At 69.3% G+C, this 12,293-nt stretch carries 13 protein-coding genes and 1 pseudogene; 9 read left to right on the top strand and 5 right to left on the bottom strand.

The annotated features are described in order from the left end of the window. Positions 1 to 126: 126 nt before the first annotated feature. The 4 genes and pseudogenes from OG361_RS35240 to OG361_RS35225 form a co-directional block, all read right to left on the bottom strand. Entirely contained in the window at positions 127 to 354 is a 228-nt protein-coding gene (locus OG361_RS35240; RefSeq protein WP_405860120.1) for a hypothetical protein, read from the bottom strand. 23 nt (positions 355 to 377) lie between these two features. Further along, positions 378 to 680 (bottom strand): hypothetical protein, encoded by a 303-nt coding sequence (locus tag OG361_RS35235; protein ID WP_405860118.1) that lies wholly within the window; start codon positions 678 to 680, stop codon positions 378 to 380. A 273-nt stretch (positions 681 to 953) separates the two neighbouring features. Beyond that, positions 954 to 2,252, bottom strand: a complete 1,299-nt coding sequence (gene nhaA / locus OG361_RS35230) for a Na+/H+ antiporter NhaA (RefSeq protein WP_405860116.1) — start codon at positions 2,250 to 2,252, stop codon at positions 954 to 956. 216 nt (positions 2,253 to 2,468) lie between these two features. Then, positions 2,469 to 3,146 (bottom strand): annotated as a pseudogene (locus OG361_RS35225) (alanine:cation symporter family protein); the annotation flags it as partial. Positions 3,147 to 3,325: 179 nt separating this feature from the next. Here OG361_RS35225 and OG361_RS35220 point away from each other — a divergent pair. From OG361_RS35220 to OG361_RS35180, 9 genes are all read left to right on the top strand, one after another. Further along, positions 3,326 to 3,961, top strand: coding sequence for a hypothetical protein (locus OG361_RS35220; protein WP_405860114.1), 636 nt, complete (start codon positions 3,326 to 3,328; stop codon positions 3,959 to 3,961). A 14-nt stretch (positions 3,962 to 3,975) separates the two neighbouring features. Continuing rightward, a complete protein-coding gene (locus OG361_RS35215) occupies positions 3,976 to 4,521 on the top strand; it encodes a flavodoxin domain-containing protein (RefSeq protein WP_384571882.1) in 546 nt (181 codons plus the stop codon). 1,267 nt (positions 4,522 to 5,788) lie between these two features. Then, a complete protein-coding gene (locus OG361_RS35210) occupies positions 5,789 to 6,040 on the top strand; it encodes a hypothetical protein (RefSeq protein WP_405860112.1) in 252 nt (83 codons plus the stop codon). A gap of 106 nt (positions 6,041 to 6,146) precedes the next feature. Continuing rightward, positions 6,147 to 7,616 (top strand): AAA family ATPase, encoded by a 1,470-nt coding sequence (locus OG361_RS35205; RefSeq protein WP_405862618.1) that lies wholly within the window; start codon positions 6,147 to 6,149, stop codon positions 7,614 to 7,616. A 280-nt stretch (positions 7,617 to 7,896) separates the two neighbouring features. After that, positions 7,897 to 8,091, top strand: a complete 195-nt coding sequence (locus tag OG361_RS35200) for a hypothetical protein (protein ID WP_405860110.1) — start codon at positions 7,897 to 7,899, stop codon at positions 8,089 to 8,091. A gap of 10 nt (positions 8,092 to 8,101) precedes the next feature. Next, on the top strand, positions 8,102 to 8,548 hold the full coding sequence (locus tag OG361_RS35195; RefSeq protein ID WP_405860108.1) for a cyclic nucleotide-binding/CBS domain-containing protein: 447 nt from the start codon (positions 8,102 to 8,104) through the stop codon (positions 8,546 to 8,548). 122 nt (positions 8,549 to 8,670) lie between these two features. After that, a complete protein-coding gene (locus OG361_RS35190; protein ID WP_405860106.1) occupies positions 8,671 to 9,129 on the top strand; it encodes a Crp/Fnr family transcriptional regulator in 459 nt (152 codons plus the stop codon). Between the two features lie 27 nt (positions 9,130 to 9,156). Then, on the top strand, positions 9,157 to 9,795 hold the full coding sequence (locus OG361_RS35185) for a CBS domain-containing protein (RefSeq protein WP_405860104.1): 639 nt from the start codon (positions 9,157 to 9,159) through the stop codon (positions 9,793 to 9,795). A 51-nt stretch (positions 9,796 to 9,846) separates the two neighbouring features. Further along, a complete protein-coding gene (locus tag OG361_RS35180; RefSeq protein WP_405860103.1) occupies positions 9,847 to 10,533 on the top strand; it encodes a response regulator in 687 nt (228 codons plus the stop codon). A 6-nt stretch (positions 10,534 to 10,539) separates the two neighbouring features. Here the strand turns inward: OG361_RS35180 and OG361_RS35175 are convergent, their stop codons facing one another. After that, a complete protein-coding gene (locus tag OG361_RS35175; protein WP_405860101.1) occupies positions 10,540 to 12,273 on the bottom strand; it encodes a GAF domain-containing protein in 1,734 nt (577 codons plus the stop codon). Positions 12,274 to 12,293: the final 20 nt, after the last annotated feature.

Below are 12,293 nucleotides of genomic sequence, written 5' to 3'. Positions count from 1 at the left end.
GCCGAAGAAGCTTCACAAATCATGAACCCACGAGCTTCGAAGGACGAAGGGACAGAGGGTTCCACTGCAGGATCGGGGCAGGTGAAGCTGCCGGTCACCGGCACGGTGAGCCGGATTCCGCCGCTCTCAGCGGTGCTTCCGGCGGTGGTAGGCGTCGCTCGCCGTGGGCAGAGAGCTGTGGACCGCGCGTGCGTTGTACGAGACACGGTCGATCTGTGCCTGGGCGCGGGCCTCCCGCTCGATCAGCATCCCGTCGACCGTCGTCGTACGCCTACCGCTCCGGCGCAGAAGCATGACCACCAGCACGGCACCGATTCCCCCGAGGAATCCGAACAGCGTGAGAAATGTGGTCATTTCGCGTTCCCCCTTCTTGCACGTCAGGACTGCGTGTCGCGACGGTCCGCGAAAGAAGCCCACACCATGAGAGCCACGGCGGCGAGAACCAGGAGCGGGCCGCCGGCTATCCGTAGCGGCAGGAGTTCGTCTCCCGGTACTCCGACCAGGCTGAGGAGCGCCGGGGTCAGGGAGCCGACGTAGAGGGTGAGGGCGGCGATGCCCCGCGCACGCGTGACACGCGCGTCGGAGCTCGGTGACCAGCGCGGGGTCCATCCCCGCAGGAAGGCGACCCCGAGGGGCACCAGAGTGGCCGTGGACAACACGATCCACACGATCTGGAACATGGCGTGTCACCTTCCGTTCGTGGAGATTCGCGTGGCGAGGAGACCGGCAAGGACGGCCCAGGGGACAGCTGTCGGTCCGGTGAAGGTCCACCCCACAGCTCCGAGGACCAGGACCGTGGCCGTGCCGAGAACCACGGCTCGCCGGTCCCGGAGGCAGGCCCATTCGCGTCGGGCGCTACCCCGGTTCCCTGAGTTCGTGGACGGCGGTGCGGATGACCAGGAGCGCCAGGATTACGGCCGCGCCCAAGAGAGCGGTCGGGGCCTCTGCCACGGTCACCGGACGGTTCCCGGAGCGCCTGCCTGGTAGATGTCGGGGATACCGTCGGCGTCGTCGTCGCGTTCCTCTTCCTCGTACAGCCGCTTGTAGAGGCGATTGCGGCGGCGCAGGAGTACGGCGGCAAGGGCGGCCGCGGTGAGGGAGCCGATGAGGACGGCGGCCTTGACGTGCTCGGCCTCGGCCGCGGTCGGGAAGGCGAGTTCGCCGATGAGGAGGGCGACGGTGAATCCGATCCCGGCGAGGGCGGCGAGGCCGAGGACATCCGCCCAGGCGAGGTCGGGGTTGAGCTGGGCGCGGGTGAAGCGTGCGGCGAGGTAGGTGCCGAGGAAGACGCCGAGGATCTTGCCCGCCACCAGACCGACGAGGACGGCGAGCGGTTCCGGGTCGGTGAAGACGTGGGTCAAGGCCGCGCCGGACACGCTCACCCCTGCGGCGAAGAGAGCGAAGAGCGGGACGGCGACGCCGGCGGAGAAGGGGTGGACGAGGTGTGAGACGCGGGCCGCCGGGCTCCTGGCCTCGCCCTTGTCACGCGTGGTGCGCAGGATCAGGCCCATGGCGACGCCGGCGACGGTGGCGTGGACGCCGGAGTTGTACATCAGCGCCCAGATCGCGAGGCCGAGCGGCACGTACCACCACCATCCGCGCACACGGAGGCGCTGGAGGGCGTAGAAGATGGCCAGACCTGCGAACGCCCCACCGAGCGCCCAGAAGTTGAGGTCGGAGGTGAAGAAGACAGCGATGATGAGGATGGCACCGAGGTCGTCGACGACCGCGAGGGTGAGCAGGAACGCCCTTAGCGCGGACGGCAGATGGGTGCTGATGACCGCGAGGACCGCGAGGGCGAAGGCGATGTCGGTGGCCATCGGTACGGCCCACCCGTCCAGCCTTCCGCCGCCCGCCACCGCGGTGAGGGCGTAGAGCGCAGCGGGCACGGCCATCCCGCAGAACGCCGCGACCACGGGCAGCGCTGCCGTCGCGGGCGTGCGGAGCTCGCCGACGACGAGTTCACGTTTCAGCTCGATGCCCGCGACGAGGAAGAAGACGGCGAGCAGACCGTCGGCTGTCCAGTGGCCGACCGACAGGTCCAGCCCGAGGGCAGGTATACCGAAGTGGAAGTCGCAGATGCTCGCGTACGCCTCACTCCAGGGGCTGTTGGCCCAGATCAGGGCGACGACGGCTGCGGCGAGCAGAACAAGGCCGCCGACCGTCTCGGTGCGCAGCGCCTCGGTGATCGCCTGTCGTTCGGGCCAGGGCAGCAGTCCGAGGACGACTTTGCGCGGGCGCGTCTGGGACATGGGAATGGCCTCCGGGGCGGGTCGGTGGATGGGCACACGGCCCCTCGGACGCCGACCAGACTTCCCGGCACACCAGCGTCATCCTGACGCGTTCTTTACACCCTATCGGGCGTCGGGGGGGCCTCGCCAGGGCGTCTCTCAGCTGTCGAGACGGGATGAAGGGCCCTGCTTCTCACCAAGGCGCGAGGTGAGGGCAGGGCCCTTCCGGAGCCGGGCCGCGCCCAGGACACCGCCGGCGACACCCTCGGGGTTGAACGCGCCCTCGATGATCGTGGAGACCGCAGAGGGCACGGCGCTCGCGTTGACGGCGATGACGACGAGGCAGGCGGCGATGTAGATGCCGGCCATCGCGGGGACGAGCTTGCTGGTGACGGAGGCGATGGAGCGGATGCCGCCGAGGAGCACGATGCCGACGAGGGCGGCGATCAGGATGCCGAAGAACAGCGCGCCGGCAGAGGAGCCCAGGGCGCCGTCCTCGCCGCCGGTGACGGAGACGAGCTGCGCGTAGGACTGGTTGACCTGGAAGAGGTTGCCGCCGAAGAGGCCGAAGAACAGGATCATGAAGGAGGCGAGGCCCGCGAGGACCTTGCCGAGTGTCTTGCCGCTCTTGCCGAAGCGCTCGGCCAGACCCTTGGGCAGGTAGTGCATGGGGCCGCCGGAGACGGTGCCGTCGGCGTGCACCTCGCGGTACTTCACGCCGAGCGTGACCTCGACGAACTTCGTCGCCATGCCGAGCAGGCCGCAGAGGATCATCCAGAACGTGGCGCCGGGGCCGCCGATGGAGACCGCGACGGCCGATCCCTTCTCGTCGTACTTCCCGCGCACCACGTCCACGGCGAGCCGGAACTTGCGCAGCTGGACGAAGCCGAACCAGCCGGTGAAGACCAGACCGGCTTGCCAAACGCTTGTTCGCGTGCGGGGCTCGCCGAACACCGTACGGCCGGGCCAGGCGGGGCCAAGCCGTCGCCGTGGAGGAGGCGGCGGCGATCGCGATGCAAGTGGGGACCGTTCGACCCCAGCGAGGTGCGTGTCCTGTGGATCAGACTTGTGGTGTCGGATTCCGGGAGGTACTCATGAATGCCGACCTGAGCGTCGCCGAGCCCCTCTTGCTCGACGCGGTTCTGCCCGATTTCCGGTTCTCCCGCCTGGAGTGCGCGGTGATCGCCGCCACGCCGGACGTCGTGTACGGCGCAGCCCGTGATCTGGACATGCTGTCCATCCACTCGCCGCTGTTCGACGCGGTCATGTGGGCGCGTGGAGTGCCGGACCGGATGCGCCGTCGGCCCGTGGTCACACCGCCGTCGATGCGGGTGTCCGATCTGTTCGACACCGTCGCGGGTGGTGATCAGGGGGACCCCGAGGCCCAGCCCTGGGTTCCCCTGGGTGAGCGCGCGGGCCGCGAGATCGTCTTCGGCGCGGTCGGCAAGGTGTGGAAGCCCACCATCGAGTGGCGCCGTGTCGAACCCGGTGACTACGCGGGCTTCGACGAGCCCGGCTGGGCGAAGATGGCGGCCGCCTTCGTCGTCCACCCCTACGGTGCGCGGCAGTCCCTCCTGACCTACGAGGCGCGCACCGCCTGCACCGACCCGGATTCCACCACACGGTTCGGCCGCTACTGGACGCTGGTCTCCCCGGGCGTCGGCATCGTGCTGCGCGGGGCGCTGCGAGCGATCGAGAAGACCGCTGAGGCCGGAGAACGAAGCACCTGAGGAGATGAGGCGTGATGCGTGCTGTGATTGTGTACGAGAGCCTGTTCGGCAACACGCGCGAGATCGCTGACGCGATCGGAGAGGGAGTGAAGGAGGCGCACCCGGACGCCGAGGTCGAGTGCGTGGCAGTCGCCGACGCGCTGCCCGAACGCATCGGTCCCACCGACCTCCTGGTCGTCGGCGGGCCGACCCATATGCGGGGCATGACCACCGGGATGAGCCGGAAGATGGGGCTGAAGTCCGAGGAGAAGGAGGCCGAGAAGGAGGAGCGTGCCTTCGTCCCCGAGGAGGGCGCCGAGGGCCCTGGCGTCCGCGACTGGTTCCACGACACGCTCCCGAAGGCCCACACCGGTACCCATGCTGCCGCGGCCTTCGACACCCGGGCGGATATGCGCCTGGCCGGCGCCGCCGCCGGCGGCATCGCGCGCCGACTGCGGAGCCACGGCTATGAACTCGTCACGGAACCGGAGGGATTCATCATCGAGGACACCGAAGGGCCGCTGCGTGAGGGCGAAAGGGATCGTGCGAGGGCGTGGGGAGCAGCCCTCCAGGTCGCCTGACTGGTCCCCACAGGGACGCCACCGACCTTCGTGATCACACATCGACCAGACGCCCTCGGCCATGCCGGTGTCCTCTGTCCCGTGGAGGGCCGGCACAAGGCAAGGAGGACCGAAGGCCCGCCCGGGTGTGAGTACCAAGGCTCCACGAGCGGCACCGGCCAGACGTCGCACGGTTCGGTGGGTCATGCGGCGCTGTTGGTGGATCTGGCACCGGCTACGGCCTGCCGCCAACGGGGTGTGGACTTGGCGGGCTCGACCAGCCTCGCAGGGGCCGAGGCAGTGCCCCGAGGGGCCATCCGGAGCTCCTCTCCCTTCGCGGAACGAGGTCAGACTGGGAGTGGACACCGATGGGAGGCCTCCGATGAGCACTCCCCCTGACCTACGACACACCGAAGCTCTCTCCGGTGACCAGCGTGACCGGCTGTTGCAGTGCGCGAGCCCGGTGGACTTCGCTGAAGGCCCCGACTGTTCGAGGAAGGCGGGTACGCCGATCGGTTCTGGATCATCCGTACGGGGACGGTCGCCCTGGACCTCCGCGTGCCTGGGCGTCTGTGGCGCCGCCGACGAGGGTGATGCCAGGGCCGCTGGGCCATTCGTAAGCGTCATGATGAATCTCCGGATTCACGCAAAGTCGCTGGTCAGCGCGGCTCGTAAAGCGATCTGTACAGATCAGCGGGGTAAGGGCGAGGCCTTCAAGAAGACCTTCTCGTGGTCCGCGCCCCTGTCACTCCGACGCTGGACACGACGGTCTGCGGCAGGAACCCGAACAAGCCGTCCGTACCGCCATGACGTAGCCGTCAGTCCACGATCGGGATGGCGTGCCGGCCGAAATCCGTGCGTCACAGAGGCAAGCGGGAAAGGTCGCCGAACACGGGCGGCGCACGGGATCGGGCCCACCCCGATTCCGAGCCGGGTCACCAGGCCGCCCGCATGCGCGGCACGACGATCTGCGGTACTCCTCGGAGGTGAGGAACGGTGAGCTTCGGCCGTCAGCTGCCGACGTCCGCCCGTCCGTCCATCCCGGAGTCGTACGAGACGGAGACAATCGCCATGGAGCCAGTCTTCACGGTCGGCCTCGACGGCTGGGCGAAACGCCTCGTGCACCAAGAGCAGACGCACCTCCAGGAGCTCGCCCCGGGTCTCGTGAACTTCCTCGGCTCCGTAATCCTGGCTGTCGTGGCATGTGCTCCAGGTCGTCCACGGCCGGAGCCAGCCAATTCATGCGCACACGCCTCTGGGCCTGGCCCACGACGTCACCGAGGACATCATGGATGACGCGCAGAAGCAGCCGGGGCAGGTTTTTCCTCCCTGGCACGAGAAGTTCCCCGATGCGGAGCCGGCCGATGCCGTACGGCTGGAAGGCCCGGCCGAGGCTGTCGTGGGTGCCGCGGAGGGAGTCGAGCTGCTGTTCGTCGGCCGACGCGAGCGCCGTCCCGCCCTCGCGATGCCCCTCGGCTCGGTGACCCAGGCGTCCCCGCAGCAGGTCCGCCGTCCTGTCGCCGTCGTTCCTCATGGCTGAATCGAACCGCCTCGGGGAGGCGATCACGTCAGTGCGTCAGGACGACGCATCCGTACTCCGGACCGCCGCCTCCGGCACCGGCGCCGGCTCGCTTCCGCGGGCGGAGGTGTACGAGACCCACACCGCGGTGGTGTTCTTCGTCGGCGAGCGGGCTTACAAGCTCAAGAAGCCGGTGGACCTGACGTTCCTGGATTACACCACCGTCGAGGCGCGGCGAGTGGCGTGCGAGCGGGAGGTCGCCCTCAACCGTCGCTTCGCCCCCGACGTCTACATTGGCGTGGGCGAGTTGAGCGTCCCGCACTCATCACCCGAACCTCTCGTCGTGATGCGTCGTATGCCGGCGGAGCGCCGCCTGTCCCGGCTCGTACGGGAGGGCGCGGTCGTCGACGATGATCTGCGGGCCGTCGCGCGACTGCTCGCCACGCACCACGCGAAGGCGGTCCGCACGCCGGACGTGGACGCGCAGGGCACGCGGGACGCGCTGTCCTCCCGTTGGGAGGCGAGCTTCGCGCAGGTCCGTGCGCTCGACGCGGATGGCCACGCGCCCGAGGGTGTGGAGGAGATCGAGGAGCTGGTCCGCCGGTACCTCGCCGGCCGCGAGGCGTTGTTCGACATGCGCATCGAAGAGGGCCGGATCGTCGACGGACACGGCGACCTGCTCGCCGAGGACATCTTCTGCCTCGACGACGGCCCGCGGGTGCTGGACTGCCTGGAGTTCGACGACCACCTCCGCTACGTCGACGCCCTCGACGACGCCGCCTTCCTCGCCATGGACCTCGAACAGCTCGACGCACCAGAGGCTGCGGCATTCTTCCTCGCCCGCTACAGCGAGTACTCCGGCGACCCCTCACCCCCCTCACTGCGCCACCACTACGTCGCCTACCGCGCCTTCGTCCGCGCCAAGGTGGCCTTGATCCAAGCACGCCAGGGTGCGCCCGGCGCCGCCCCCGCCGCACAGCACCTGATCACGACGGCTCTGCGTCACCTGCGCGCCGCCGTCATCGGCCTCACGCTCGTGGGAGGACTCCCCGGCAGCGGCAAATCCACGCTCTCCGGCGCGCTGGCCGACCGCTTGGGCGTCACCCTGCTCAGCAGCGACCGTCTCCGCAAGGAACTCGCGGGCATCCCTGCCGACCACCCCGCTCCCGCCCCCTTTGGCGAGGGCCTCTACACACCCGAATGGAGCGAGAACACGTACACGACCCTACTCGAGCGCGCGTCCGCCCTGCTCACCCGTGGCGAATCCGTCGTCCTCGATGCCAGCTGGTCGGACGGGAGACAGCGCGAAGCCGCCCGGCTCGTGGCCGAGCGAACGAGCGCCGACCTCGTGGCCCTGCACTGCCAGGTCCCGTACGACATGACGGCGGCCCGCCTCGGCACCCGGGCCGCCGGGCCGTCCGACGCCGATCTCGGCGTAGCCACCGCCATGGCCGAGCAGGAGCCGCCCTGGGCAGAGGCTGTCGCGGTCGACACCAGCGGCCCGTTGGAGGCCGCTGTCGCCCAAGCGCTGTCGGCGGTACGCCCGTACGGCTCCAGCCCCTTGGTCTTCCGGCGGCCTTACATGACGGCGGACTAGGGCGTGTGTCGAAAGTAGCGCCGTCTGCCCGAAGGGCAGGCCCGGCGGTGTCCGGTGCGTGCGATCGCAAGGCGGAGGGTCGCCCCGATACTGGATGTATCGGGGTGATCCCGACAACGCGGCGAGCGTGCGTGCCGGGCGCCGCCGGGCAGGCGGGACTTTCGACACACGCCCTAGAGGACGACGCGGATGCGGCCATCCACTACCAGGCCCGCGCCACCACTCACCCCGTCGTCCTCCGCTCCTCTCATCCCCCACCCTCGTAGGAAGTCGAACCGTGATGACCGAGAACATCGTCCCGAACGATCACGAGAAGCTGCGCAGCCTGGAGGCCCAGGTGCAGGTCCTGGCGCAGGCTGTCAGAGCTCTGGCCGAAGGGCTTGAGGACATCCCCTCCCAGGACACCGACAGGGAGAAGCAGGCGGCTCGCGGAGCCCGGCTGGCGCACGAACTCCTCCTGTCCGAGGGATTGTAGGAGTCGGCCGATGACGGTATCCGAGGCAATGAGCCATCCGGCGGTGTCCGTATCGACAGGAACACCGCTGCGCCAGGTCGCCCGTGAGATGGCCGAGTACGGAGTCGGCTCCGTACTGGTGACCGAGGGCGGGACCCTACGCGGCATCGTCACCGACCGCGACCTCGCACTGGGTGCCCTCGCCGGGGGCCTCGACGCGAACGACGCGGTGGATTCGGTGATGACCTCGCCCGTCGTCACCGTGAGCGTCACGGACGACATCCACACCGCCTACCGGACCTTCCGTGGATCCGGGTTCCGGCGCCTGCCCGTACTCGACGGTCACCGGGTCGTGGGCGTGCTGACCGTGGACGACATGCTCATCGACGTCTTCCAGCGGCTGGCCGATCTGTTGGGCCCGGTCGCCTGGAGCGTCCTAGAGGAACCCCCCGGACCACCCTCCGCGGAAACCCGTTGACGTAAACGGCCGGTCGATAGGGGGAGAGGCGACCGAGAGGTACGAAGAGGGGCCATCCGGCCCTCCCTCTCCCCGTGATGTGGAGCAGAGACTGAATGCGGGCACCGATGAGGAGGTCCCCGATGAGCTCTCTTGCTTCCCCTCGGCTCACCACAGCTCTGTCCGCCGACCAACGTGACCGGCTGATGGCATGCGGCCGCCCGGTGGACCTCCCTGAAGGCATCCGGCTGTTCGAGGAGGGCGATCCCGCCCAGCGCTTCTGGATCCTTCGGACGGGCACGGTCACCTTGGACTTCGCCGTGCCTGGCACACAGCCGGCAGTGATCGACACCGTGAATGCGGGTGAGCTGCTCGGATGGTCCTGGCTGTTCGCCCCGTATCGCTGGCACTTCGGTGCGGAGGCCATGACGCGTGTGCGGGCGTACGAGTTCGATGCACTGACCGTGCGCATGATGATGGACGCCGATCCTGCTCTCGGCTCCGCCCTCGGGCATTTCGTCGGGCAGACGCTCGCTCGTCGCCTCGTCGCGGCCCGCGTACGACTGCTCGATCTGTACGCCCCTCACGGCAGCGGCCTGTAGACCCTCGTCCACCTCCCGGAGAACGTCATGCCTGCCTCGCACTACACCGTCAGCGACGTCATGACCCACACCGCCATCGCGATCGGCCGTGACGCGCCCTACAAGGAAATCGTCGCGCTCTTGGACCAGTGGAAGGTGAGTGCCCTTCCTGTCCTGGAGGGAGAGGGCCGTGTCGTCGGAGTCGTGTCGGAGGCGGATCTCCTGCCGAAGGAGGAGTTCCGGCTCGACGAGCCTCGCCCGGGCGAATTCGACGAGGCGGCCAAGGCCGGAGCCGTGCGGGCCGGGGAGCTCATGTCGAGCCCGGCCGTGACCGTACACGCGGACGCCACGCTCGCCGAGGCGGCACGGATCATGGCCACCCGGAGGGTGAAGCGGCTGCCGGTGGTGAACGACATCGGGATGCTGGAGGGCGTCGTCAGCCGGAGCGACCTGCTCAAGGTGTTCCTCCGTACGGACGGCGAGATCGAGGAGGAGATCCGCCGTTCCGTCCTGGGCGAGTCGGCTGCCCCGGCAGGGCTGGACGTCTCCGTACTGGAGGGCGTGGCCACCATTCACGGTGCGCTCGCCAACCGGTCGCTGGTGCCGCTGGTCACCCGCGCCGTACGGGCGGTGGAGGGTGTCGTCGACGTACGGATGGATCTCGGCGCCCACGAAGACGCTGCATGACGGACAATCCTTGTGGGGGCGGATACGAGCCCACCGACCGCAGGGATCGCCATGTCCGATCTGCCGACAGCCACCGCACCCACGCGGGTCTTCCTCGTCGACGACCACGAGGTCGTCCGCCGGGGCCTCCGCGACCTGATCGATGACGAGCCCGACATGGACGTGGTCGGCGAGGCGGCGACGGCGGAGCAGGCGCTGGCCAGGGGCCCCGCCCTTCGGCCGGACGTGGCGGTCCTCGACGTGCGCCTGCCCGACGGAGACGGCATCTCCGTGTGCCGGGAGCTGCGGTCTCGGATGCCTGAGGTGGCGTGCCTGATGCTGACGTCGTTCGACGACGAGGACGCTCTTCTCGACGCGATCATGGCGGGGGCGGCCGGGTACGTCCTGAAGCAGATCAAGGGGTCCGACCTCGTGTCGGCGGTACGGACCGTGGCCACCGGGCAGTCGATGCTCGACCCGGCCACCACCGCCCGGCTGATGCACTCGCTGCGCGACCCCGAGGCGGCGAAGCCGCCGGAGGACGAACGGCTCGCGGTGCTGTCCGACAGGGAGCGGTCCGTACTTGACCTCATCGGCGAGGGTCTCACCAACCGGCAGATCGCCAAGCGGCTCTATCTGTCGGAGAAGACCGTCAAGAACCACATCTCACGGCTGCTCGGCAAGCTCGGTGTCGAACGGCGTGTGCAGGCCGCCGTCATCGCCGCGCAGGCCCATGAGCATGACACCGAGGAGACGTAGAGGCTCCTACTCCTGCTCGGCCGGCAGCGGGATCCTCCACTCGAGGACGGTGCCGCTGCCCGGCGCCGCTCGCGCGTGGACCGACAGGGTGCCGCCCAGCCGCTCGGCCCGTTCGGCCAGGTTCCGCAGTCCACTGCGGCTGCCGCCGTGCGGAATGCCGACACCGTCGTCGCCCACCGTCACCACCAGTACGCCGTCGTCGGCGACGACAGACACCTCCGCCCTGCGGGCCTGGGCGTGGCGTGCCACGTTGGTGAGGGCTTCACCGAGGACGGCGAGCACCTCCTCGGCCGCTTGCAGTGGTACGTCGGTGTCGATCAGGCCCTCCATACGCAGCGCCGGAGCGAATCCGAGCGTCGACACCGCCGAATCCACGGCCTTGACCACACGGTTTCGCAGTTTCGGTGCGGTTCCCGGGGTGTCGTGTTCCCGCAGGCCGAAGATGGTCGATCGGATGATCTTGATGGTGGCGTCCAGGTCGTCGATGGCCCGGGTCAATCGGTCCACGGCCTCCGGGTGCTCGACGAAGCGCCGGGCGCTCTGCAGCGTCATACCAGTGGCGAAGAGGCGCTGGATCGCCAGATCGTGGAGGTCCCGGGCGATCCGGTCGCGGTCCTCCAGAAGACTCACCTGTTCGGCGTCACGACGGCGGTCGGCCAGTTCGAGTGCCAGTGCCGCCTGCCCCGCGAATCCGGGAAGAGCGGTGACCTCGGCGGTCGTGAAGGCGGGCCGCCCGTGGCGCCGCGCGAGGATCAGCACCCCGCTGAGTCGCTCCTTGGTGCCGACGGTGACGGCCACTGCCGGTCCGAACCCCTTCCACCGTTCGGGCTGCACCCTGATGCGCGGCTCGTTCTCGACGTCGACGACCGTGACCAGGCCGTCCTGCGCCAGGGCGGCCTCGACCAGGGTTCCTTCGCTGTTCGGGAGGACGACGCCCCGGTGCGCTTCGGACCCCTCGCCGCGGGCCAGCGAGCCCCGCAGCTCGCCTCCCGGTCCGACCAGGTAGAAGACCCCCATGTCCGCGCCCGCGATGTCCACGGCCTGCTCCAGCATCCCGCCGAGGACCTCGGTCTCTTCCGCACCGGACAGGAGGGCACTGGTGAAGTCGGAGCTGGCGGCCAGCCAGCGCTGGCGCAGGCGGCCCTCCTCGTAGAGGCGGGCGTTCTCGATCGCGATGCCGGCCGCGACGGCCAGGGTCGTCACGACGGCCTCGTCCTCGGCGTCGAAGTCGGCTCCTCCGCGCTTCTCCGTGAGGTAGAGGTTGCCGAACACTTCGTCGCGGACCCGGATGGGGACGCCCAGGAATGTGTGCATCGGCGGATGATGGGCGGGGAAGCCGTACGAGGCCGGGTGCTCGGACAGCTCGGCGAGGCGCAGCGGCTTGGGGTTGCGGATCAGTTCGCCGAGAACGCCATGTCCGGACGGTAGCGAGCCGATCCGCTCACGGAGCTCGTCGTCGATGCCGATGGGGAGGAATTCGGAGAGCCTCCGGTCGTCATCGATGACGCCCAGGGCTCCGTACTCGGCGTCCACCAGAGTCACGGCGGACTCCACGATGCCGCGCAGCACCTGAGGCAGGGCGAGTTCTCGGCCCACGGACATGACGGCTTCGAGCAGCCCGTTGAGCCGGTCCCTGGTGCCCCGCACCTCGTCGATACGCACCTGGACCTCGTCGAGCAGCTCGTCGAGTCGCAGCCGTGGCAGCCGTGTACCCGCGGACTCGGTGTCCTCCCGGCCCATCGAAACCTCCGGCCGCATCG

The organism is Streptomyces sp. NBC_00090 (assembly GCF_045160815.1).
Taxonomy (GTDB): Bacteria; Actinomycetota; Actinomycetes; order Streptomycetales; family Streptomycetaceae; genus Streptomyces.
This window is presented reverse-complemented; position numbering and strand designations above follow the sequence as displayed.